This is a genomic window from Campylobacter sp. JMF_11 EL3 (assembly GCF_027736965.1).
Taxonomy (GTDB): Bacteria; Campylobacterota; Campylobacteria; order Campylobacterales; family Campylobacteraceae; genus Campylobacter_B.
In genome coordinates this window covers 20,034-43,891 of sequence record NZ_JAOVTJ010000001.1, presented here as the reverse complement: position 1 = coordinate 43,891, position 23,858 = coordinate 20,034, and the positions used below count along the sequence as shown (strand labels likewise).

At 41.8% G+C, this 23,858-nt stretch carries 24 protein-coding genes and 1 tRNA gene; 9 read left to right on the top strand and 16 right to left on the bottom strand.

From position 1 onward, the window contains the following. The 8 genes from OFN67_RS00240 to OFN67_RS00205 form a co-directional block, all read right to left on the bottom strand. Complete coding sequence (locus tag OFN67_RS00240; protein ID WP_270868382.1) at positions 1-375, bottom strand: hypothetical protein; 375 nt, start codon at positions 373-375, stop codon at positions 1-3. Between the two features lie 218 nt (positions 376-593). Next, positions 594-911 (bottom strand): HMA2 domain-containing protein, encoded by a 318-nt coding sequence (locus OFN67_RS00235; protein ID WP_270868383.1) that lies wholly within the window; start codon positions 909-911, stop codon positions 594-596. A gap of 1 nt (position 912) precedes the next feature. Next, positions 913-1,443, bottom strand: coding sequence for a molybdopterin adenylyltransferase (mog, locus tag OFN67_RS00230; protein ID WP_270868384.1), 531 nt, complete (start codon positions 1,441-1,443; stop codon positions 913-915). 7 nt (positions 1,444-1,450) lie between these two features. After that, the gene (locus OFN67_RS00225) at positions 1,451-3,241 is read right to left on the bottom strand and encodes an AAA family ATPase (RefSeq protein ID WP_270868385.1); all 1,791 of its coding nucleotides are present in this window, start codon (positions 3,239-3,241) and stop codon (positions 1,451-1,453) included. Further along, positions 3,204-4,442 carry a tRNA (N(6)-L-threonylcarbamoyladenosine(37)-C(2))-methylthiotransferase MtaB gene (gene mtaB / locus OFN67_RS00220; RefSeq protein ID WP_270868386.1) on the bottom strand — a complete coding sequence of 413 codons (1,239 nt, stop codon included), beginning with the start codon at positions 4,440-4,442 and terminating at the stop codon, positions 3,204-3,206. Before mtaB ends, OFN67_RS00225 begins: the two co-directional genes overlap by 38 nt. Next, positions 4,443-6,110 carry a mechanosensitive ion channel family protein gene (locus OFN67_RS00215; RefSeq protein ID WP_270868387.1) on the bottom strand — a complete coding sequence of 556 codons (1,668 nt, stop codon included), beginning with the start codon at positions 6,108-6,110 and terminating at the stop codon, positions 4,443-4,445. Beyond that, positions 6,107-7,141: a 3-dehydroquinate synthase gene (gene aroB, locus OFN67_RS00210; RefSeq protein ID WP_270868388.1), complete on the bottom strand. Its 1,035-nt coding sequence runs from the start codon at positions 7,139-7,141 to the stop codon at positions 6,107-6,109. Before aroB ends, OFN67_RS00215 begins: the two co-directional genes overlap by 4 nt. Before the next feature lie 48 nt (positions 7,142-7,189). Next, a complete protein-coding gene (locus OFN67_RS00205) occupies positions 7,190-8,611 on the bottom strand; it encodes a TrkA C-terminal domain-containing protein (RefSeq protein ID WP_270868389.1) in 1,422 nt (473 codons plus the stop codon). Between the two features lie 128 nt (positions 8,612-8,739). On the opposite strand from OFN67_RS00205, the gene uvrA reads away from it, so the two are divergent. Next, complete coding sequence (gene uvrA / locus OFN67_RS00200) at positions 8,740-11,556, top strand: excinuclease ABC subunit UvrA (RefSeq protein WP_270868390.1); 2,817 nt, start codon at positions 8,740-8,742, stop codon at positions 11,554-11,556. Positions 11,557-11,669: 113 nt separating this feature from the next. Here uvrA and OFN67_RS00195 read toward each other — a convergent pair whose 3' ends face one another. Together OFN67_RS00195 and OFN67_RS00190 are read right to left on the bottom strand one after the other, a co-directional pair. Further along, positions 11,670-11,963 (bottom strand): hypothetical protein, encoded by a 294-nt coding sequence (locus OFN67_RS00195; RefSeq protein WP_270868391.1) that lies wholly within the window; start codon positions 11,961-11,963, stop codon positions 11,670-11,672. A 29-nt stretch (positions 11,964-11,992) separates the two neighbouring features. After that, positions 11,993-12,068 (bottom strand) — tRNA-Phe (locus tag OFN67_RS00190). Positions 12,069-12,238: 170 nt separating this feature from the next. Between OFN67_RS00190 and OFN67_RS00185 the strand changes: the two genes are divergently transcribed. From OFN67_RS00185 to OFN67_RS00160, 6 genes are all read left to right on the top strand, one after another. Beyond that, entirely contained in the window at positions 12,239-12,742 is a 504-nt protein-coding gene (locus OFN67_RS00185) for a DUF4149 domain-containing protein (protein WP_270868392.1), read from the top strand. Then, a complete protein-coding gene (locus OFN67_RS00180) occupies positions 12,732-13,124 on the top strand; it encodes a YbgC/FadM family acyl-CoA thioesterase (RefSeq protein WP_270868393.1) in 393 nt (130 codons plus the stop codon). The genes OFN67_RS00185 and OFN67_RS00180 overlap by 11 nt, the downstream gene beginning before the upstream one ends. A gap of 186 nt (positions 13,125-13,310) precedes the next feature. Further along, positions 13,311-13,703 carry an adenylate kinase gene (locus OFN67_RS00175; RefSeq protein WP_270868394.1) on the top strand — a complete coding sequence of 131 codons (393 nt, stop codon included), beginning with the start codon at positions 13,311-13,313 and terminating at the stop codon, positions 13,701-13,703. A 53-nt stretch (positions 13,704-13,756) separates the two neighbouring features. Then, complete coding sequence (locus tag OFN67_RS00170; protein ID WP_270868395.1) at positions 13,757-13,915, top strand: hypothetical protein; 159 nt, start codon at positions 13,757-13,759, stop codon at positions 13,913-13,915. After that, positions 13,912-14,178, top strand: a complete 267-nt coding sequence (locus OFN67_RS00165) for a colicin immunity domain-containing protein (protein ID WP_270868396.1) — start codon at positions 13,912-13,914, stop codon at positions 14,176-14,178. The genes OFN67_RS00170 and OFN67_RS00165 overlap by 4 nt, the downstream gene beginning before the upstream one ends. Positions 14,179-14,187: 9 nt before the next feature. Continuing rightward, positions 14,188-14,577 (top strand): hypothetical protein, encoded by a 390-nt coding sequence (locus tag OFN67_RS00160; RefSeq protein ID WP_270868397.1) that lies wholly within the window; start codon positions 14,188-14,190, stop codon positions 14,575-14,577. Between the two features lie 169 nt (positions 14,578-14,746). Here the strand turns inward: OFN67_RS00160 and OFN67_RS00155 are convergent, their stop codons facing one another. From OFN67_RS00155 to abc-f, 6 genes are read right to left on the bottom strand one after another with little or no spacing between them, the layout of a single operon-like run. Further along, a complete protein-coding gene (locus OFN67_RS00155) occupies positions 14,747-15,550 on the bottom strand; it encodes a transporter substrate-binding domain-containing protein (RefSeq protein WP_270868398.1) in 804 nt (267 codons plus the stop codon). A 29-nt stretch (positions 15,551-15,579) separates the two neighbouring features. Next, the gene (locus tag OFN67_RS00150) at positions 15,580-16,752 is read right to left on the bottom strand and encodes a hypothetical protein (protein WP_270868399.1); all 1,173 of its coding nucleotides are present in this window, start codon (positions 16,750-16,752) and stop codon (positions 15,580-15,582) included. Further along, positions 16,749-17,393 carry a uracil-DNA glycosylase gene (locus tag OFN67_RS00145; protein ID WP_270868400.1) on the bottom strand — a complete coding sequence of 215 codons (645 nt, stop codon included), beginning with the start codon at positions 17,391-17,393 and terminating at the stop codon, positions 16,749-16,751. Before OFN67_RS00145 ends, OFN67_RS00150 begins: the two co-directional genes overlap by 4 nt. Next, on the bottom strand, positions 17,393-18,187 hold the full coding sequence (prmC, locus tag OFN67_RS00140) for a peptide chain release factor N(5)-glutamine methyltransferase (protein ID WP_270868401.1): 795 nt from the start codon (positions 18,185-18,187) through the stop codon (positions 17,393-17,395). The genes OFN67_RS00145 and prmC overlap by 1 nt, the downstream gene beginning before the upstream one ends. Beyond that, the gene (locus tag OFN67_RS00135; RefSeq protein WP_270868402.1) at positions 18,184-19,413 is read right to left on the bottom strand and encodes a M48 family metallopeptidase; all 1,230 of its coding nucleotides are present in this window, start codon (positions 19,411-19,413) and stop codon (positions 18,184-18,186) included. Before OFN67_RS00135 ends, prmC begins: the two co-directional genes overlap by 4 nt. 8 nt (positions 19,414-19,421) lie before the next feature. Continuing rightward, positions 19,422-21,374: a ribosomal protection-like ABC-F family protein gene (gene abc-f, locus OFN67_RS00130; protein ID WP_270868403.1), complete on the bottom strand. Its 1,953-nt coding sequence runs from the start codon at positions 21,372-21,374 to the stop codon at positions 19,422-19,424. Between the two features lie 124 nt (positions 21,375-21,498). Between abc-f and OFN67_RS00125 the strand changes: the two genes are divergently transcribed. Together OFN67_RS00125 and OFN67_RS00120 are read left to right on the top strand one after the other, a co-directional pair. Beyond that, complete coding sequence (locus OFN67_RS00125; RefSeq protein WP_270868404.1) at positions 21,499-22,821, top strand: MATE family efflux transporter; 1,323 nt, start codon at positions 21,499-21,501, stop codon at positions 22,819-22,821. Continuing rightward, on the top strand, positions 22,797-23,753 hold the full coding sequence (locus OFN67_RS00120) for a M48 family metallopeptidase (RefSeq protein WP_270873910.1): 957 nt from the start codon (positions 22,797-22,799) through the stop codon (positions 23,751-23,753). Before OFN67_RS00125 ends, OFN67_RS00120 begins: the two co-directional genes overlap by 25 nt. Positions 23,754-23,858: the final 105 nt, after the last annotated feature.

Here is a 23,858-nt window from a genome sequence, read left to right as displayed (position 1 = left end):
TTAAATTTGCGTCTCAGTCGAGGTGTCTGCGCGTTTGGCGCGTGGTTTAGGGGTGGTTGATTTTTTCGCCCGCGGTTTTTTCGCTGGTTTTTCGACTGATTTTTCGTTGCTTTTTTTGTTCGCGGATTTTTTCGGCTCATTAGCAGTTTTTTCTAGTTCGCCTTTTGCGTTTTTAAATTTCTCGCTAATCTCATCGCCTGCCCTATTTAGCGTGGTTTTGACGCCCTCGCTCGCACTTTTTACCTTATCTTTTAGCTTTTTTGCGCCCTCGCTTTTGGCAAGCTCGCTAAGACCTTGTGCGATTTTTTTGCGATTTGTGAGCGCATAGACACTAGCCCCACCAAAAACTAAACCTAAAAAAAATCTAATCGGCATAATTTCTCCTTTTAAAATTTTGAAATTTACATACTTATGATTTTTGCTATCATAATTAGAAAAAGTAAAATTTGATTTTACGCAAAAACGCCTTAAAATCAAATTTTCAAGGCGTTTTAAACGATAAATTTATCAAATTTTTTGTGTGAAATAATAGAATATTTTTGTATAAAATTAGCTGAATTTATAAAAACGATTTTCATTTAATTATGAAAATTTTAAGAGCAAATATCATTAGCCTTAGAATTTACAAGCGAAATTAACTCAGTCGAAATCTGCCCAGATAAAAACTCCTCCCACAGCTGGGGCTTAAAAATTTCGCTGTCGTAAAAAATCGTCAAAGAGCCAATTAGCGGGTTAAATTTATACTCTTTTATCCCGCTAATACTAGCGATTTTCGCCTTCAATTCCGCCTCGCTAACCCCACTAATCTCCCTAATCTTGGGACTTACGCGAATTCGCAAACGCCCCCTTGTGTGGGCGATTTTGGTGAAATATTTGGCAAAATTTAAAATATCGTTTTTCTCAATTTGCATTTTAGCTCTTTTTTGGGCGAAAGGCCGTGATTTTCTCCGTAGTCTCGATATAAGCGCCACCGATTAAATCTATGCAGTATGGAATCGCCGGGAAAATCGGCTCTAAACACTGCAAAATCGCCTTTGGATTGCCCGGCAAATTTACGATAAGAGAGTTTTTGTAAATGCCGGCCGTTTGCCTCGATAAAATGGCGGTTGGGACATATTTTAGGCTCACAGCGCGCATTAACTCGCCAAAACCTGGTAGCATTTTTTCGCACACTGCCTCGGTAGCTTCTGGCGTGACATCGCGCGGGGCTGGACCTGTGCCACCTGTGGTAAATACGGCGTCGCACCCATTACCACACATTTCTCGCAAACTTTTCTCGATTAACGCGCGCTCATCGGCGATTATGCGGTAGTCAAATTCCACCTCGCCCTCTATCCACTCGCTCATTATGCGCCTAATCTCAGGACCGCCCCTATCCTCATAAACCCCGCTTGAAGCGCGATCGCTAATGGTTAAAATTCCTATTTTTACCTTTTTTTGCATATTTTTCCTAATCATCGAAATTTAATCTATCACTTCTAGGCGCAGGTGTTTCACTCTGAATTTCGCTGTGATTTTCTCCCTGCTCTTCGCCCAAATTTTCCTCGTCCTCATCAAGTTCTGGTTGCAAGATCGAGCGCACGCCAGAGTGAGTGATATACTCATAAACAAAAATTTGCTTCGCTATCAAATTTAGCGCCTCTTGCATAGTGCGAAGCGTCTCGCCCACATCCTCAAAGCACGAATTTAGTATCTCATTGACGCTGGCTGGATTTGGCACGAAACTATCCCCCATAGCGTATTCATAGACCATTTTTTGCGCCAGCTCGGTGGCCTCTTTGACATCGTTTGAGCCGTTCGTAAAAGCGTCGTTTTTGTGTATCGCAAGGGCTGCTGTGCCACTGAGTAAGACTTTGATTTGATTTAGCATTTGGGTTTTAGAGCGGATTTCGAAATCATCGTTTAAAAATTTATCGTTTAAAAGCTCGATTTTATCGAAATTCATCGAATACCAATACGCGATTAGCGCCTTTGCAGCCTGATAAAAGGCTTGGATTTCTTTTTCGTTTTCGGTTAAAATTTGGCTTTTTTGCACGCCATAAAAGACCTTTGTGCGCACATTTTCGAAGTCTATTAGCTCGATTTTATCGCTTCCTCTCTCTAATGCCTTCATAGCAGCCTCATTGACAAATGTCGCCACGCCTGCCCCGCTAAATCCCACGCAAAGGCGACTTACTTTGGTTATATTTAAATCAAATTTTTTATCCGCAAGATAAATTTTTAAAATTTCAATCCTGTCTTTGTAGTTTGGTAGCGAGATAAAAATGCGCCTATCAAACCTGCCAGAGCGAAGCAGAGCCTCGTCGATCAAATCAATTTTATTCGTCGCGGCGATAACCATTACACCGCTATTTTCTTCAAATCCGTCCATTTCTGTTAGAAGCTGATTGAGCGTAGCCTCTCTCTCGTCATTTCGCCCAACGCCCCTTTTACCGCCCACAGCGTCGATTTCGTCGATGAAAATAATCGCAGGCGCGCAGGATTTTGCCTTAGCAAAGAGCTCCCTGACGCGCTTTGCGCCCACTCCGACAAACATCTCAGCAAAACTCGCCCCACTTTGGTAAAAAAACGGCACGCCAGCCTCGCCGGCTACGGCCTTTGCAATTAGCGTTTTTCCCACACCAGGAGCCCCAATCATCAAAACGCCTTTTGGAAGTTTTATGCCAAATTTTTGGTATTTGAGCGGATTTTTTAGAAAATCTACGATTTGGATTAGCTCGTCTTTGACCTCGCTAATACCTGCGATATCGCTAAATTTCACATCGCTTTTAACTGGTTCAAATGAGTTTGGTGCGAAATTTTGCGGCGCAGTATTTTGGGCTTGCGAAGCTAAATTTTGCCCTTTTTTACGGCGCGAAAGCACGGTTTCGAAATAATAGACAAAAAGAAAAAATGCAAAAGTGAAAATCACCAAAATCGCGCTGATTGTCATTTCGCCACTATTGCCGTGCGATTTGCTGATAACTGCGTGATTTGCCAGCTCTTTAAGATCGACGATATCGGCTAAAATGCGGTATCTTTTGCCCTCGTAAATGAAATTTAGCGCGCCGTCCTCGATATGGGCTCGCTTGATCAAATCCCTTTGCATAAGCTCGCTAAATTCGCGCTCGCTGATGTATTGCGCGTCATCTTTGAAATACACAATACTAAGCAAAACGATAAGCAATCCCAAAAACACAAGGATTAAATTTAGCTTGTTTGCCTTAAATTTCTGCCACATTTGACTCAAATTTGACTTCATAATCTTCTATCCTTACCCATTTTTTAGATAAATCTTTTTCGCTTTTTATCAAAATTTTATTATAAAACTCATCGTATCCTTCGAAAAATTCGCCGTTTTTGCGCTCTACTAGCACCGAAAGTGGCGATTTGTGAGCTTTGCGAAACTCGAAATTATTTAACGCTACGATATTTTTAAGCATTTTAAGCCTAGCTTTCGCCACTTCGCCATTAATCCTCCCACTCATCGAAGCAGAAGCTGTGCCCCGGCGTGGAGAGAAAATAAAGGCGTGCAGGTGCGTAAGCGGGAATTTTTTGAAATTCTCAACCGCCTCGCCCCATACTTCCTCGCTCTCGCCAGGGTGAGCGACGATGAAATCAGTGCCTAGTGCAAAACCCCTCTCGCCTAGCTCCAAAAACAGCTCCAAATCCCTAAACGCCGTGTTTCTGCGACGCATAATGCTAAGCATAGTCTGCGAAGTGTGCTGCAAAGCGATATGCAAATGTCGCTCCAAAAAGCTCTCGCCCAAAATTTCGCGAAAACTCTCATCAATCTGACTTGGCTCGATTGAACCTAGCCTAATGCGCTTTATGCCTGAAAGGCTGCCAAGCCTTTGCAACAAAGCCCCAAGAGATGTGGCACTATCCTTGCCATAACTTCCGATATTCGTGCCAGTTAGGACGATTTCACTAAAACCATTTTGGGCTAAATTTCGCGCCTCATTTATAATCAAATTCTCATCGATAGAGCGCGCGCGCCCCCTTACAGAGGGGATTATGCAGTAAGCACACGAAAAATCGCAACCCTCTTGGATTTTGATAAAGGCTTTCGTGTGATTCTCAAAATCGCCAAGCACGCTACTTTCTTTATATTCCAAATCTCCGATATCGTAAAATTTCGTATCTGCGCGCAAATACTCATCGATTTTGGCTTTTTGGCTCATACCAAAAACGCCAAAAATTTGATTTTTTGCTAGCAAATTTTGCCCCTGAGATTTGGCTCCACAGCCTGTTAAAATCACCCTTTTTCCAGCCCTATTCATACGCGAGATATAGCCTCTGACATCGCTATCTGCGCCGTTTGTAACGGTGCATGAATTTACCACAACGATATCTGCTTCGCTCTCATTGCCCACAATCTGCGCGTTTTGCACCATTTTTTTGATTAATTCAGTATCGTAAATGTTCGTGCGACACCCAAAGGTCTTAAAATACACCCTCACCTATACTTCCCCCATAGGTGGCTCGTTTGACTCGAAATTTGGCGCTTTGTTTGCGCCATAAGTTTTGCCGTTGTAAAGCGTGTAAGCCGGGTAAGCGATTTTGATATCATCTTCTTTTTGTAAGCTTTCTAAAATTTCACTTGAAATATTGCTTCTAAGCCCCAAAGTAGCGTATGAATTCGTCATATACCAAACCGAAATTTGGATACCATAAGGCTCAAAAAAGCTAAAAATTCTAGGCTCCACATTTGGGTTTTTTATGCTGTATTGAGAGCGGAGTTTTGACATTTGCTTTTTGGCGATATCGGTGTAGCCTTTCGAATACTTCCTGACTATGTTTTTTATGATATACATAGCTTTTTTGTGATTGCTATCAAATGTGAGTAAGATATCGATGCCGTCCCAAACGGTCTTTAACCCAGAGTGCGTATAATTAGCCAGCAAATCTGTAAAAATGTAGTTATTCGGTATAAATACAACCCTGCCGGCGCGTTTGTTTTCTCGCCATGTAGTCATCGTAACATCTTCGAAAATTGTCATTCTAAGCACGGAAATATCGATGATATCGCCCACATACACGACGCCATTTTTGCAGACTTTGACGCGATCCCCTACCCTAAATGTGCCGCCAAATACGATTACAAGCCAGCCAAGCGAGCTCATAAACATATCCTTCATCGCAATCGCCAAACCAGCCGAAGCAAAGCCCAGCACGGTAACAAAATGCGTCATATTATCAATATACGAAAATAGCAAAATCAGCACGATAATGGTGAAATTTATGACATTTATGATTTTATTTACAAGGTAGAAATTTTCGTCATTTATGACATATCGTTTGGCGATAAATTTGGCTAAAAACGCCAACGCCAAAACTATACCAATCCATATAAGGATATTTCCAGCGCGCTTGATTTGCGCCGTGATATCGGCAGTTAGCGCGGTGATTTGGGAGTTGATTTTTTTCTCATACACATCATAAGTAGTGCCTGCAAGCTCGTAAGCAGAGCTAAATTCACCGATTTCATATTTTAAATTTTCGTAATCTTTGATGAGTTTATCATCTGGGGAAATTTTCTCCACTTTGGCGTATAATTCGGCTTTGGTTTCGAGTTTTTCTATCAAAACCTTTAAATTTTCGATTTTTCGTTTTTGCTCTAATTTTTGCTCTTGCAGATTTCGAATCGTCGAAAAGCCCGTGATTATCGAAAAAGGATTGCTCACACGCTCTGGTTCTGGGGTCTCTGGCATAGCGACAATGTCCAAAAATGGGCTTTTTTCATACTCTTTTAAAAGCGAGAGTTGCTCATTTACAGCGCGAAGTTTTTTGCCTATTTCGTTGATCTCGTCCGCGTCGCTTAGGGATTTTTGCTCATCTTGCAAGATTTTTTGCTGTTTTAAAAGCTCTTGGTAACCGATGAAATTCGCAAATCTGCTAACCCAAAGATTGTTTTTGATCTCCTCATCAATCGCCCTAATCTGCTCGCCAAGCGGAGCAATCATCGCTACATCGGCACTTTCGCTCGAATAAACATATTCTTTATTTAATCTAGTGGCGGAGCTGTTTTGCTCTGATAAGCTTAAATTTTGCTCTGCTAAATTTTCGCTTAAATTTCCCTCGCCAAAAGCAAAAACAAAAAATAAAAAAAGAGTTAAAAATCTATTCATTGAAACGCTCTTAATGTCGATTTTACGAGATTTTCATCGATATCATCAGATACGAAAAAATCACCAATTCCCTTTGGCATGATGAATTTTATCTTGCCTGAGGCACTTTTTTTATCCAGATAAAACATTTCGTAAAATTTATCTACATTTTGGATTTTGTAGCTTAGCGGAAGTCCAAATTTAGCGAGCAGCGCGCGAATTTTCTCCGCCTCATTTGCGCTTAGTTTGCCAAGTCTTACAGCCAAATCATTTGCCATAACCATGCCAATCGCCACAGCCTCACCGTGTAAATACACAGAATAATTCGTCAAATTCTCAATCACATGCGCGAAGGTGTGTCCGTAGTTTAGCACCGCTCTCACGCCGTTTTCGCGCTCATCTCTCGCCACGACACCGGCTTTTATTTCCACGCATTTTGCGATGATATGGGCCACTTCGCTATCGCTCTTCAAATCATGCTCGCAAAAATACTCAAACAGCTCTTTATCAAATGTTACCGCCATTTTCACAGCTTCTGCCACACCTGCGCCAAATTCGCGCGCTGGCAGGGTTGAGAGAAATTTACTCTCACAATACACGGCGCGTGGTTGATAAAATGAGCCGATTAAATTTTTGCCGAAGCGGTTATTCACGCCTGTTTTCCCGCCCACGCTAGCATCTACTTGGGCTAAAAGCGTGGTTGGGATATTTATAAAATTTATCCCTCTTTCATAAATACTCGCGCAAAATCCCGTAATATCGCTAATCACGCCACCGCCAAGTGCTATTAGCGTGCTTTTGCGATCTAGTTTGGAGCTAAAAAGTTGCTCTAAAATTTGCTCGACGCTGGATAGATTTTTATACTCTTCGCCATCAGGAATTGTGATGATAAATTTCTGCTCGCACTCCAATCTCTCCAACAAATACGAGAGCCAAAGCCCGCTAACCTTGGGGTTTGTGATGATTGCGACCTTGCCAGGAAGTGAAATTTTGGCTAATTCGTCGATAAAAACGCTGTAACTTTTCTCTTTCAAATCAATATCAATTTTCATATTCTAACCCCTTTATTTGCCTTATTGTAGCATAAATTTTGCATTTTTTTACCCCATATCGCATGGAAGGAAAATTTGGTGATTGTGGCTTAGTTTGAAATACATTTTGTCAAGGTCTTTTTTGAAAATTGCTGTCGATTTCGGAGCTAAAATTTTATCACTAAATGGCACAAACTGCAAGAAATCACTCTCTCCGCTAAGCTCGATTAATGGGTTTTTGCTCATATCATCGTGGATTATGAGCTCTTTTGAGAAAAGCTTTGACAAATTTAGATAATTTTGCACAAACTCGCCACCTTTGCCGCCGTTTTCGTTAAAAATATACAGGTGAATATTCATACCAAGCTGCGAGCTGATATCAAAAACCACGCTTGACTCCTCGTCCATATTCACTCCGCCATTTACCACCACACTGCGTTTTATCGCCTCTAACTCGCTCTGCCCTAGGCTTAAAATCGGCACGCCAAGACTTTGCAAATAGGCTTTATTTTTTTCGAAAATCTCCCTCACACACACGACCAAACCAGCCTTATTTTCGCTCACATCGCCGTTTAAATTCGATATATTTTTCTCTTTATAATCAATTAAAATTTCAAATTTTTCATCATCGCTTTTGGCCTTAATCTCCTCGAAACTAGGCGCAATTTTGGGATTTACCACCCTAATGCAAATTTTGTGATTTTGGAGCCTGCTATCTAGATACTCCACCGCTCTTAGCGTCTTATAAATCGAGCTCTCGTTCATTTCCTTCATATCAATTAGCGCATAAATATTTATCCCAAATGGCGATGGAAACTGGCCGTTTTGCTGTTTGACCTGCGCAAAAACCGCGCGCAAGGCACTTGGCTCGCCCACGACCAAAATCGTATCGTTTGGATAAATCACCGTGCTTTTCGTGGTGATTATGTAGGTGTTGTGGCGATAAATCATCGGGATTTTGTATCGCTTCGAACTTAGAGTGCCTACCTTGCGATACGCAAACGAGCTTCCCACAGGGATTTTTACCTCCATTATCTCGCCCCTGCCAAGTCCTACATACTGCGCAAAAACCGGGCTATCTGGCAAACAACCCATAAAACGAGATGAATTTAGCGATAAAACATTTAAAATTTTAATATGCTTTTCTTCTTTATACTCTTGCACCAAATCCCAAAAATCAGCGAGATAAATTTCCAAATTCGGCGCAATTTCTTTGAGATTATTCAGGCTCACCCTAGCGTCAAATTCAATGTCCATTATCATTATGCACCTATCGAATTCGCCCTGATTTACTACTAATTTTAGCCTTTCTATGCTTGTAGGATCGAAAATCTCCACGCTGAAATTTTGCATACCCAAAATCCCCTCAGGCACGCAGGAGCTGTCTTTTGCGATGATAAAGTATTCGTGGATAACATCTTTGGATTTGTAAATTCTATTTAAAAAATGGCGCGCGAAATCGCCACTTGCTATGATTAAAACTTTTTTCATTTTTATCCATTAAATTTTGATTTTTCAAAATTATATCAAACATGGCTGAAATTTAAGCGTTTTTGCAAACTCTTTCAAAGAATTTTAAGATATAATTAAAGGTTAATTTTCACAAAAAAGAGGCTAAAATGAACGATAAAATCACAATTATCGGCGCAAGAGAACACAACCTAAAAAATATAAATTTGAAAATTCCAAAAAATAAATTAGTCGTTTTTACGGGGCTTTCGGGCTCTGGCAAATCCACGCTGGCTTTTGATACACTCTATGCCGAGGGGCAAAGACGCTATGTAGAGAGCCTTTCGGCGTATGCTAGGCAGTTTTTAGACAGGGTTGGCAAGCCAGATATCGACAAAATCGACGGCCTAACCCCAGCGATCGCGATAGATCAAAAAACCACTTCCAAAAACCCGCGCTCGACCGTGGGCACGATAACTGAAATTTACGATTATTTGCGCTTGCTTTACGCTAGAACGGGCGTGCAACACTGCCACCAATGCGGCAAACCAATCTCAAAAATGAGCTCATCTGATATCATCGCCGAGGTTATGAAACTCCCAAACGGCGCGAAAATTTCAATTTCTGCCCCGCTCGTGCGCGAAAAAAAGGGCACTTTTGCCGATTTGATCGAAGATATGCGAAACAAAGGCTATGTCAGAGCCCAGATTGACGGCGTTTTGGTTAGGCTTGACGAAGAAATCGAACTAGCCAAAACCAAAAAACACACAATCAAAGTCGTCATCGACCGTGTGAGTATCAGCGAAGAAAACGCCACTAGAATCGCAAGCGACATCGAAAATTCCTTAAAACTTAGCTTTGGCGAAGTCGAAATAGATATCGCAAATGCCGATGAATTCGGGCTTGCGCACGATCATATCCATTACAGCGAGCACATGGCGTGCTTTGATTGTAAAATTTCATTTACTCCACTCGAACCGCTAACTTTTAGCTTCAACAGCCCAAAAGGTGCGTGCGAGGAGTGCGACGGGCTTGGAATTAAATTTAGCCTAGATTTAGCTAAAATCATAAACGAGGCAAATTCTATCGAAAACGGCGCGATTAAGGTAATGTCGGGGTTTAACAAAAGCTATTATTATAAATTTTTGCTCGGATTTTGCGCCTCAAACGATATCCCCACAGATGTCCCATACGCCGAGCTTGACGAGGCGCAAAAACAGCTCATTTTATACGGAAGCGCGAAAGAAGTGCCGTTTTATTGGAAATCACACAAACTAATGCGTAAATTCGAGGGCGCAATCAAATACGCCTATGATTTGCTAAAAAACGAAAACGATTTAGACGAATATATGAGCGAAAAAACCTGCTCTGCTTGTGGCGGACTGCGTCTAAAACCCCAAAGCTTAGCTGTAAAAGTCGCTAGCAAAGGCCTTGGCGAAGTGGTGAAGACAAGCATAGAAGAAAATGTCAAATTCTTTGGCGATGAGAAAAATTTCGCCCATTTTAGCCCGCAAGAGGCGCAAATCGCAGCACCGATTTTAAAAGAAATCAACGAAAGGCTATTTTTCTTAAACGATGTAGGTCTTGGATACCTGACCCTCGGGCGCGATGCGCGCACAATCAGCGGTGGCGAAGCGCAACGAATCCGCATCGCAAGCCAGATTGGAAGCGGACTAAGCGGGGTAATGTATGTCCTAGATGAGCCTAGTATCGGGCTTCACGAGCGCGATACACAAAAGTTAATCAATACACTTAGAAATTTACAGCAAAAGGGAAATTCCGTAATCGTCGTCGAACACGACAAAAAAACCATACAACAAGCGGATTTCGTCGTAGATATCGGACCAGGGGCTGGTAAATACGGCGGCGAGGTCGTATTTAGCGGAAGCGTGGAAAATCTGCTTAAAAGCGACACGCAAACCGCGCTGTATATGAACAATCACAAAACGATTGATTACCAAAAAAACCGCCCGCAAAAAGAGTGGCTAAGTATAAAAAATGTCGAAATCAACAATATCCACGGCCTAAGCGCAAAATTTCCTTTGCGAAATTTAGTCGGAATTACCGGAGTTAGTGGCAGTGGCAAAAGCTCACTCGTGCTTCAAACAATCCTGCCAGCAGCATTGGAGGAACTTAACCGCGCCAGAAATGTAAAAATTATAAAAAATGCCAAAATTTCAGGTCTGCAAAATTTAGACAAGGTCATCTACCTAGACCAAAGCCCAATTGGTCGCACCCCACGCTCCAATCCAGCCACTTACACTGGCGTCATGGACGAGATCCGCGCGCTCTTTGCGCAGACAAAAGAGGCGATGATGAGGGGGTATAAAATCGGGCGATTTAGCTTCAATGTCAAGGGCGGGCGTTGCGAAAAATGCGCAGGAGAGGGCGAAATCAAAATCGAAATGCACTTTTTGCCCGATATTAGCGTAGTTTGCGACGCATGCGGTGGTTCGCGCTACAACGCCCAGACGCTTGAAATTTACTACAAAAACAAAAATATCGCCGAGGTTTTGGCGATGAGTATCGACGAGGCGTTGGAGTTTTTCAAAGCTGTGCCAAAAATACACCAAAAGCTAAAAACCCTCCAAGATGTAGGCCTAGGCTATATCGCGCTAGGTCAGCCTGCGACCACGCTAAGCGGGGGCGAGGCTCAGCGCGTCAAACTCGCAAAAGAGCTTAGTCGCACAGACACTGGCAACACACTTTATATCCTCGATGAGCCGACCACAGGTCTGCACTTCGCCGATGTCGATAGGCTGGTGCAGGTGCTTCATCACCTCGTGGATTTGGGCAATTCGGTCTTTGTCATCGAGCATAATATGGACATCATCAAAAACTGCGACTATCTCATCGACATGGGGCCAGAGGGTGGCGATGGTGGCGGAAAAATCGTAGCGCAAGGCTCACCAAAACAGCTGGCGAAAAACTACAAAAAAACGCACTCTTATACTGGGGAGTTTTTAAACGAGGAATTTGCAGGGTAAAATTCGGGTGAATTTGGGGAAAATTTAGCGTGAATTTTGGAGTTAAATTTGACAAATTTAGTTTAAAATTTGCATGAAATTTGCGCAAATTTTCCCAAATTTTCAAATTTAGCCTAAAATTCCTCGGCTAAAAATCTACGATAAATTTCATCTTTGCACGCGCGTGAAATTTCGCCGTTTTTGCAGGCATTATCTAAAATTTGCAAAAACTCACCCGCAAATTTTGGCTCGTCATAAAATTTCGCTATCGCCTCTGTAACCCTGCCTGGCAAATTCGCAAATTTCGGCACAAAATTCGCCCTTGGCTTCAAATTTATCTTTTCGATTTTATTATAAAAACAGCTAAATTTTTGGTTTATCTTGCGATTTGTGTGAAAGTGTCCGAAATACCACTTTCTAAATTTCACTGATTTTGGGATTTAAATTTGAATAAAAGTGGTGGTTAGAGGCAGAATCGAACTGCCGACACGCAGATTTTCAGTCTGCTGCTCTACCGACTGAGCTATCCAACCACGAAAAAGAAAGAATATTTTATTTAAACATTGCTTAAATAATGATAAAATTTGAGAAATTCGGCTAAATTTCAGCCGAATTTACACAAAATTTCCAAATAAAGACAAATTTTAGGGTATAATGGCGCGAAATTACAAAATTTACGAAATTTACAAATTTAAGGATTTTTATGAAAGCGATTTTTTCGATTTATATCCTCGCTCTTGGCGCGCTCATCGGTATCGAGCTTAGCCTTGGCGCACTCACTGCTCCGACGATTTTTTACCCGCAAAGCCTCATTGGCGAGGGCGTGCTTAGCCACTTCCAAAGCGGTCAGATGATGAGTGCGATTTTTGTCAAATACAACGCCATTTTAATGCCGTTTTCGATAATTTGCCTAATTTTTGAAATGGTAAATTTCAACAACAACAAATCCCAGCCGTTTAATCTCAAATTTTCAACCCTTATGTTAGCGCTCATAAACCTCATTTTAGCGACACTTTTCGTGCTGTATTTCACGGAATTTATCCTTGACGCGCAAAAGCTAGGCGAAGCAGGCACGCAAACAGCCGAATTCGCCCAAATCCACAAAGCCAGCGAGTGGTGCGCCAAGCTAATGATAATCGCGCAAACGGTGCTGTTTTTCCTAAAAATGGTGCCAAACTTGCGCATAGGCAGAGGCAATGAAATTTAGGATTTATTACGACGATACCGACGCGCAGGGTATCGTCTATCACGCAAACTACATAAAATTTTGCGAGCGGGCTAGAAGCGAGGCGCTAATGCGCGCGGGCGTGAGGTTTTTTGGCGAGCACTCGCATTTCGTGGTGAGCGATTTGCAGGCGAAATTCCTGCGCTCTGCGGTGCTAGGCGACGAACTAGAAATCAAAACCACGCTCAAAGAGCTAAAAAACGCAAGCGCAGTGCTGACGCAAAAAATCTACAAACTAAAAGATATAAATGGGCGCGAATTTGACGAGTTAATCTTCGCCCAAGATGTCAGAGTCGCATACCTGCAAAACGGCAAACCAGTGAAATTTAGAGACGAAATCGTGGAGTTTTTCAAGGGGTTGTGAGGTTTAGCAGGGCTAAATTTTGCAAATTTAAAATATAAAAACTTGCTTTTATCTACCGAAATTTTAAAAAATTAAAGGGGCTAAAATAAAATTTGATAAAAATATAAAATTCGGTGGGCAAGGATACCCACCATACGGTGCTACGGCGCTAATTGAGATTGAAACAAATAAGGATAAAAAATCTAAATGAAATTTCAAATGATATTTGGCGGAATAATATTATTAATTCTTGGAATATTTTCATCACTTGGTTTTAAAACCCATACAAAAATGAGCGGTTGGCGTGAGCCATCTAGTGAATTATCTTTATTTTATTTAATTGTAGGTTTGTTTTTTGTATTTTTTGGTTTCAAATGCAAAACAAAATATCCCGAATTCACTCGTTGCAAAAAATGCAAAAAAGTTTATAATTTTTCCGACACAAAAGATATGATTTGCCCTAAATGTGGTGGCAAACTCCAAGATTATGCCGAATTTGAAAAAGAACAAGAAAAAGAAAAACAAGACGAATTTAAAGAAGCTGAGAAATTCCAAGATGAGTGGATTAAACAAATCAAAGAAGAAAGGAAAAAGAAATAAGTATCGTAGGGTGAGCGCCTTGCCCACCACAAAGGTTAAATAAAGGATTAAAAATGATGAAATTTGATAAAAATATAAAATTCTGTGGGCAAGGATACCCACCCTACGGTGCTGGTTTAAATGTAATTATAGATAATAATGGAGAATTTTTAAGCGGTTGGAAATTAAATGATAGTCAATTGAAAAATGTTATAAATAGGGGTAGTTTATGATATATAATAATTTTTTAGCTTTAATGAAAGATTTTGTTGATAGTAAAATAAATGCCGATACCTATCAGACTTATTTTTTTAAGTTACTACATAAGGATAATGAATTTTTTGATAAATACTATGATATTATGCAAAATTTGTTTTATGATGTGGAAGAATATTGTTGCGATGCAAAATTAAGGAGTGTCAGAGAAATTGATGAGATTGGATTGAAAAATAACACAGCAAATGCACTAAAAATAATCACTGAGTTATCAATATAAGAACTTACTATGTGCCAGAAACAAAATAATTTTATAAACAACGATAAGTTTCCCGATATTTTAAATAGAATATTAAATGTAATGTTAAAAAAAGATATTGCCTATAAAGATGAACTTATTGCACATTTAAATGCTCTTTCGCTAAAATGTATAGAAAAATACGATGGTTTTTTGGCATATATATTTGAAAAAGATGAAAATGTTGCACCGCTTGATATAAACAAATTTCAAACTAGAATAGTTGTGGAAATGTATGTAAATAGTAAAAACCATTACCCTACTGACTTTTTATTGCATGTTGCTGATAACCAAGTGCGAGAACTTGAAATTTTTAATGCAGCCGGTGAAAATTATTTGGAATTAGAAAATTTTGATAACATTGAATTTTTGAGTTCGTAGTTTGTAATGTGGGCATCCTTGCCCACCATAATGTTACCAAAATTTTCGCTAGGCAACTTACCACACTGCAACTAAAATTTCGGCGCAGTATCCAAGATTGCCTCAGCGTGGAATTTTAGAAGCGGTTGCGAAAAGCAAAAGCAGTCCTCACAACCGAAATTTTAAAATTTTAATACGAATAAACTAATCCATATTTTTCAGTGATTTTTTTCAACTCGCCGTTTGCCTTCATTTCAGCGATTACCTTATTTACGAAGCTTTGCAAATCGCCCTTGTTTTGCGACATCAAAGCCCCGATTTCATCGCGCGTAAATGGACTTTCTAGCAGCGGAGCGGCTAGTTTAGGGTTGTTTGCCACATAATACGGCGCTTCGGTGGTCTCTGTGATCATCACATCGGCTGCGCCTTTTGCGATTTGCGCTGGGATTTCGGCGTTTTTCTTATGGACGATGATTTTAGCGTTTTTAAAATTTGCCCTCGCAAATTTCTCGTTCGTTCCGCCAGGATTTATCATCACGCGAACGCCCTTTTTATCGATACTCTCTAAGCTTGTAAATTTCGCTGCGTCGCCCTTGCGGCACAAAATCGTCTTACCGCTAGCAAGGTAGCCATCGCTCATTAGCATAGTTTTTTTGCGTGTTTCGTTAATCGTAATGCCGGTAGTAGCGATATCAAAGCGCTCTGCTTGCGTATCATCGCTAAGTGTCGGCCAGCTAGTAGCGACGAACTCAGGCTCCACGCCAAGCTTCTCGGCGATAGCTTTTGCGATATCGATGTCAAATCCCCATAGCGTGCCGTTTTGCTCGCGCACACTTAGTGGTTTATAATCCCCAGTGGCGCCCACTAGGATAGTTCCGCGAGATTTGATTTGATCTAGCGTAGGTTGGTTTAACGCGGGTTGATTACTCGCACAACCAGCGAGCAAAAACAAAAACGAAAGCCCTAAAAAAAGTGTTTTGAAATACTTTTTCATGCAATTCCTTTCTAAAAAAATTTGAAATTTTAATTTAATTTTTGAAATTTACCCTCGCCGACCTCGTAAATTTTGGTATCAAACCTAAGGCCGTTATCGTAAAATTCCTCGCTAAATGCTCGCTCATAGCGGTTTAATGCAAAATTTGAATAAAAATAGTCAAACCCGCTAAGCGCGCTGTATGCAATCCACTCGTAGCGCAAATCCACGCCAAGGCTAAGCGCGCGATGAAGAAGCGAGTTTGAAACCGGCGAAATGGAGTTTGCAAGGTAAAATTTCCCGCCAATCGCGCTTGGAAGCGCGCCGATAATCTCGCCGTCAAAGCCCACTTGCGTGGCAAGCAGGTTTTGCGTGTTTAGCTTTTTGTGCGAAATTTCGCCGATTACTGAGAGTATTTTAGAACTAGGCAAATTTAGGATAAAATTCGCATTTTGTGGCAGTTCGCCCTCAAAATCAAAGACCGCATTTCGGTTGCTTTTAATCGTGTAAAACTCCTCGATATTGCGACTATCAAACGCCATATCGTTTAGCACCTGCGACAGCGCGCTCTCATCGCCGATAGCGTATAAATTTTCAGCGAAACGCCCCAACAGATACTGCATTTGCTCGCTATAATCAATACCGCCAAAATATATATTATTCGACACGAACCCGCTTAAATTTTGATTTAGCGTCGGCACAAAAACCATACTACTATACTGCAAGTTTTCATCTACCATATCCACGCCAGATCTATTTAAGGGAGCGATTATGAGGGCGACATTATCGCGCTCCATAGCTTCAAGTGAGGCTATAATGCCCTCTTCGCTCTCATTTCCTATGTAATAAAAGCGCAAATTCGCCTGCAAATTTCTCTCACTCACAAATGCCAAAAGCGCATTTGCAATGCTATCTGCGCGCGAGCCAAGGATATTTTGCGCCATTAAAACACCCACTTTAAAGCCCGAATTTTGCGAGTTTTCAATCGTCGCACTCATCGCATTTGCCACGAGATTATACACCTCGCCTTTCTCGCTGTCTGGATCCCAGAGCGTGTATCCCTCATCTAGGCTTTTTTGGATAAAATCCTCGCTCTCAAACAAAATCTGGGTGCTAGAATTTTCATCATCGCTTATCGTAAAATTTAGATCTTTTAGCGAAATATTTTCGTCATCGTGCGCCAGGCAAAAAACAGCGATTAAAAGCGCAAAAATCGCTCTCACAAAAATTCCTTTATCTTGCGCAAATCATCGTGAAAAAGTGGAATTTGGCTTGGGTTTTGGCTTAGAAAATTTAGATCAAATGTCGGTATAAAGGTAATCCCGCCCTCGCGAAATGGCGTGCCGTGAATCAGCCTGATATCTGGGAGGTTGTTGTTTTTAAGCAAAATTTTAGCGCACAGCTCGCCAAGGCATAGCACGACTTTGGGGCGGATTATTTTAATCTCGTCGATAGCGTAGGGAGCGCATTTGAGTATGATTTCAGAGGTGAGTTTTTTATTTAAATTTAGGGCGCATTTTATCAGATACGACGCGTAAATTTCGCCGATTTCCAAACCACAAAGTTCCTTTAAACTAGCCCTAAATTTCTCGCCCAAATTCCCGTTAAATGGCTCACCGCTCTCATCTTCTGCGTGCGTTGGGCACTGAGAGATTACCATTATTTTGGCGTTTTTATCGCCATAAGGCACCATAGCGTGGGTGCGTGTTTTGGATAGTTCGCACAGCGCGCAGTTTTGCACGCTATGCGAAAGGCTATCAATATCGCTAAAAAATCTCTCGCCACTAGCAAGGATTCCAGCGTCGATATACCTGTAACCAAACGCCTTGTAGCAAAGCAATCTATGAAGTTTCGAGCCCTGCATTAATTCATTTTCCTTGCGACAAAGCCGCGATCAAACCCAGCTAAATCTTTGTAAAATTCAAAGGCAAATCCATGCTCGCTTAGCGTTTCTTGCATGCTTTGCTTTTGGTCATACCCCATTTCGCAAAGCAGATATTTCGTGCGATTTTCGCTTAAAAAGATTAGTTTTTTTAGCTTCTCATCGCCCCTCTCGCCACCGATTAGCGCCAAATTTGGCTCTTTTAGCACCCGCTCATCGAGCTTATACGAGGAGGCGATATATGGCGGATTTGATACTACGATATCGAAATCCCCCTGCACCCCGCTTAGGTATTCGCAATGCACAAATTCAATATCCACACCCAAATTTTGGGCGTTTTTGCGCGCTACTTCAAGCGCACTTTCACTGATATCAGTGGCAGTAATTTGCGCGTCTGGGAAAAATTTTTTAAGGCAAATCGAGATTATTCCACTTCCAGTGCCGACCTCACAAATGCGCGGAGTTTTGAAAAGATGAGCCACGCTAAAAGCCTTATCGACCAAAATTTCAGTCTCAAAGCGCGGTATCAGCACCCGCTCATCGACGAAAAACTCAAAATCGAAAAATTTGCACTTGTTTGTGATGTATTCAAGCGGCACGCCAGAAGCGTAAATTTCGACACTTTGGCGAAATTTTTCCTCATTTCGCATAGCGTGGTTAAAAAGCATTACAAACTCTTCGTTGCTTAAATTTTCGCTAAATTTCAAAAGCTCCCTTGAAACATACCTAGAATTTGTCCTGCCGTGCGCCCATTTTAACGCCTCGAAAATTTTCATTCTAGCTCCTTGATACGCTCATACAGGCTCGGGTGCGAGTGGTAAATCGCGCTGTAAAGCGGGTGAGAAATCGGAAAAGTTTTGTTTTCGCTACCAAGTTTTTTAAGTGCGCTAATCATATCATTTTTACTCGCATTATCTGCGCCGAACCTGTCCGCGCCAAACTCGTGCATACGGCTAAATTTCGACATCACTGGCTCTAAAAAACTCTGTAAAATCGGCAAAAACAGCATGATAAAAATCAGCGTCGCACCGCCGTCGCGCACCAAATTTAGCGCGTCAAAAACCCCATTTGTAGCCAGATTTCCAAACACGCCAAAAATCACAATCAGCATAAACGCCCCAAGCGCGATATTTTTGAGTATGTCGCCGTGTTTGAAATGGCCTAGTTCGTGTCCCAAAACTGCCAAAATTTCACTCTGGCTTAGCTTTTTTATCAGGGTGTCAAAAAGCACGACCTTTTTGCTCGCCCCAAGTCCGCCAAAATACGCATTTAAGCGATTATCGCGCTTGCCTGCGTCGATGACGAAAACCCCGCTACTTTTAAAACCGCATTTTGCGAGTAAAATCTCGATTTGCGATTTTAACTCGCCCTCAGCTAGTGGCGACATTTTGTTAAAAAGTGGCGCAATGATAGTCGGGTAGATTAAATTTATAAGCAAAATCAATCCAAAAGAAAAAACAAATCCATAAATCCACCAAAACTGCCCCAAATTTTGCACGCAAAAAACTAGCGCAAAAACCACTAAAAAGCCAAAAATTAGCGTTAGCGCAAGGGCTTTTAGCTTATCAGCGATGAAAATTTTAGGCGTGATTGTGGAAAATCCTAATTTTTTGTCTTTGACAAAAGTGGCGTAAATTTCAAACGGCAAATCAATCACCCCGCCAAGTATAATGAAAGCCAAAACAAAAACGCTTTGGATAAAGATACTCGCGCCGCCCTCCAAATTTGCGCCGCCCACTCCAAATTTAGCATAGATAAATTCCTGCAACGCACCCGCACCATAACAAATCCAAAAAATCGCGACCAAAAGCCCAAACGCAAGGCTAAAAATTTCAAATTTCAGATTTGTAATGCTAACAATTCCAGCCTTTTGATAGTCTGCTTCGCTTAAAATCACGGCTGGTTTTTTGGCGTTTTCCTTGATGAAATTTAGCTGTAAAAGGGCTAATGAAATTTTATAAATCGTGTAAATTATATAAATGATTATCAAAAAATAAAGCATAAATTTTCCTATTTTAAATTTTCAGCCAGCGAGAGCACCTCGAAATATTCGTTTTCCATTTGATTTAGTGCGCCCTTTTTCTCTTCGAGCTCTTCAAAAAGCGGTTGAAGCCCGATTTGCTGGTAAATTTCAGGGGTCGAAAGCGCATGATTTAGCTCCTTAATGCGAGCTTCAAGCTCTTCGATTTTGGCTGGGTATTCTTCTAAAATTTTATTTTGTTTATAACTAAGTTTAGTCGTGGCGGTTTTTTCTTTTTTATTTTCTTTGATTTCGGGCGCAGTATTTCCCACGCTAGAAGCGACTTCGCTTTCATAAATTTCAAGGTCTTTTATCTCGTCTTCATACTCCAAATACTCGCTGTATGGTATGTAAATCTGCTCGATTTTGCCCTTTTCAAACGCCCAGAGCTTGTTTGTGATTTTGTCGATGAAATATCTATCGTGGCTTACAATGATGACAGCCCCCTCAAAACTTAGCAAATAATCTTCCAAAATGTTGATTGTAGCGATATCTAGGTCGTTTGTCGGCTCGTCTAAAATAAGGCAGTCGTATTGCTCGGTAAAAAGCTTGGCAAGGGCGACGCGGTTTTTTTCGCCGCCGCTTAGCACGCTTACTGGTTTATCCAAAAATTCTTTTGGGAATAAGAAATTTTTAAGATAGCCATAAACATGCATATAATGTCCGCGCACCATAATGTGATCTCCGCCGTTTGGGCAAAAAATCTCAATCAAACTCTTATCGCCTGAAATTTCAGACCTAGCCTGATCGAAATAGCCGATTTTAATATCGCCTCTTTTGATTTCGCCCCCGTCAATGCGGGTTTTGCCAATCAGCATTTTTATTAGCGTGGATTTACCTGCGCCGTTTGCGCCGACTATGCCAATCCTCTCGCCTTGCAAAACCCTAGCCGAAAAGCCCTTAAATAGGTCCTTGCCGTTTAAAATTTTGCTTACATTTTTGCACTCGAAAAGCATTTTTTTGCGGTTCTCGCCACCTGTGCCGTTGAAATTCCTACTAGCGCGTTCAAGCTCCAATTTCACGCGCCTTATCACGCCCGGATTTTTTTTGGCTTCTTCTCTCATGGCTAGCACGCGGGCTTTGCGACCCTCGTCGCGTTTGAGCCTAGCTTTTACGCCACGATGAAGCCACTCTTCTTCATATTTTAGCTGTTTTAAAAGCGTTTCGTGGGATTTTTGCAAGCTAGCTAAAATTTCTTGTTTGCGCCTTAGATAGTTTTCGTATCCGCCATCAAAAAAGCTTAGTTTGCCCTCCTCTATCTCGATACTTCTGGTCGCAAGTTTGTCGATGAAATAGCGATCGTGCGAGATGAAAAGTATGGTTTGCTTCGAATTTAAAAGCATATCCTCCAAAAATCTCACCATATAGACATCAAGGTGGTTTGTCGGCTCATCAAGTAGCAAAATATCTGGCTTTTTTAGCACCAACGCACCAAGGGCGACGCGGCGAATTTCGCCCCCGCTTAGCGTGCAAGCCGAGCGGTTTTCATAAATTTTAAGCCCAAAATGCTCCAAAATTCGCTCGATTTTATTGTCGATATTCCAGCCGTCTTTGGCGTCGATAAATTTATTTAGCTCATTTTGGCGGGTTAGAAGTGCTTCATTTTGGGGGTCGTTTGAGATTTGTTCTAAAATTTGGTTGTATTCATCAATGGCATCGTAGATTTCTTTGAGTTCGCGTTTTAGGGCGTCTTTGACAGAGAGATTATCGTCAAATTTCGGGCTTTGTTCTAGCATTTGGATATTTATGCCGTTTTGCGTGATGACGCGACCGCCGTCGATTTCATACTCACCAGCGATGATTTTCATCAGCGTAGATTTTCCGCCGCCGTTTTTGCCGATGATTGCGACTCTCTCGCCAGAGCTCAGGCTGAAATTCACGCCGTCAAGGACAGTGTTTGAACCGAATTTTTTAACTACATCAATCAAATCAACTAATGCCAAAATTTGCCTTTATAGATAAAATTTGTCGATTGTAGTAAAAAAAATATTAAATTTGAATAATTTCTAAATTTAATCTATGAATTTTTCGCTAAAATGCGCTTCTTATTTTAAAAAAAGAGAATTAATGAAGGAAATTTCACTAACAAAACTAAGCCTAGCAATCTATGCGGATATGTTTTTGCGCCTAGTTACCGCGCTGATTAACACCTACATGATAAGCCTTGTCGATGTCAGGCTCGTGGGCGCGCTGGGCGCTGGCAATCAGGTATTTTTGCTTTTTATCACGGTTTTTGGGTTTTTGGCTGTGGGTTGCTCGGTCGTGGTCGCCCAAGCTCTGGGGGCAAGGAATAAAATTTTAGCCCTGCGCGCAATACATACTAGCATTACCTTTAACGCCCTAATCGGCGGACTTAGCGGGGTTTTTGTATTTTCGTGCGCCACGCTTTTGCTCCGTGCCTTACAAGTGCCAAGCGAACTTCTCGCTGATAGCACGATTTATCTAAAAATCATTAGCATTGTCTTTGCAATCGACGCTGTGGCGATAGTTTTTAGCGCGATAATCCGCGTGTATGGCTATGCAAACTACATAATCATCATCTCAGTAACGATGAATATCATCACGCTAGTGGGTAATTTTATCGCACTTTTCCAGCCCTTTGGACTGCCATTTTATGGGCTTTTTGGCGTGGGAATTAGCACGATTATCGGGCGAATTGTGGGCGTGATACTTTTCGCGCTAATTGCCGTCAAAATCATAAAACTGAAATTTTACTTTTCAATGTTTTTAAAAATAAAATTTGAAATTTTACGCAAAATTTTATCCGTGGGGCTGCCAAGTGCGGGGGAAAATCTGCTTTGGATCACGCAATATCTAGTCGCTTTTGCCTTTGTGGCGAGTATGGGCGAGGCAAGTCTTACGGTGCAGACGATTTATTTTCAGATTTCAAGCTTTATTTTCTTTGGCGGAAGTGCCATTAGCATGGCAAACGAGGTCATCGTCGGTCGCCTAGTGGGCGCAAAAGAGCCAGAACGCGCGTATTCGCACACCTTTCACGCGCTAAAAATCGGTCTAATCGTCACGGCGTTTTTTATCGCAGTTGTATTTTTCGCGCGCGAACTAATCATGAGCGCGCTAAATCTGGGCGGGGCGCACAAAGAAATCATGCGGCCGCTGTTTTATCTAACGATAATCTTGGAGCTTGGGCGCACCTTTAATATCGTTTTCGTAAATGCTCTACGCGCCAGCGGGGATGCGAGATTTCCGTTTTTAATGGGGCTAATTTTTATGTGGGGCGTGTCGCTTCCGGTGGGGTATTTTTTAGGCATTTCGCTTGGAATCGGGATTTTGGGCGTTTGGATTGGGTTTTTGTGCGATGAGTGGCTCAGAGGCGGGGCGAATACTTGGCGGTGGATTAGCAAAAAATGGCAGAGCAAACGATTAGTCTAAATTTGGGCAAAATTTGCGTTTTGGCTAGTTTCAAGCGCGTAAAATACGCTAGGATTCGCATTAGCCCTGATTGCGCTGTGCGCGCTAGCGTGCCGTGGTTTTGGAGCGTGGAGCGAGCCAGAGAGTTTATCGCCTCGCACAAAGCATGGATTGAAAAAACCTTAGAAAAATACGAAAATTTGGCGTTGAAAGAAAACGAGAGTGAAATTTTAGGGCAAATTTATGAGCTGAAATTTGGCGAGAAATTTGCGGATTTGTGGAATACTGCGCCGAAATTTAGTGAGAGTGGCGCGAGTGATAGTGCGCTAAAATTTGACGCAAATTTTGTAAGTGATACTGCGCCTAGCGCCACGCCAAACACGAACGCCACGAACGCCACGAACGCCACGAACGCCACGAACGCCACGAACGCCACGAACTCCACGAACTCCACGAACGCCCAGTCCGCCACGCCAGCCACGCCAGCCACGCCAGCCACGCCAGCCACGCCAGCCACGCCAGCCACGCCAGCCACGCCAGCCACGCCAAACGAAATTTTGGCGCAAAATTTGGCGAAATTTAACGGCAAAATCACCGTTTTGGAGAGTAAAATTTACTGCGCAAACGAGATAGAATTTGCGAAATTTAAAAAATTTTTGGCGTTAAATTTATACAAAGATTTGATTAAACTCTATTTGCCGTTCGTGCAAAAGAGCGTCAATCGCCTAGTCGTGCGCGATATGAAGACGCGCTGGGGCAGCTGCAACAGCGCGAAGGGCTATATAAATTTGTCGCTAAAATTGGTCGAAAAAGATTTGCGCTTTGTCCATTATGTCGTGCTTCACGAGCTAACTCACCTCATCTTTGCGCACCACAGGCGCGAATTTTACGACTTCATAGCTGGGATTATGCCTGATTTCAAAGAGCGAATTAAGCTGGTGAAAAATAGATAATTTGCACCCCTGTTGTCATTGCGAGCGTAGCGAAGCAATCCAGGGAAATTCACTAATCTCTGATTTGTCATTGCGAGCTTTCGTAGAAAGCGAAGCAATCTACGC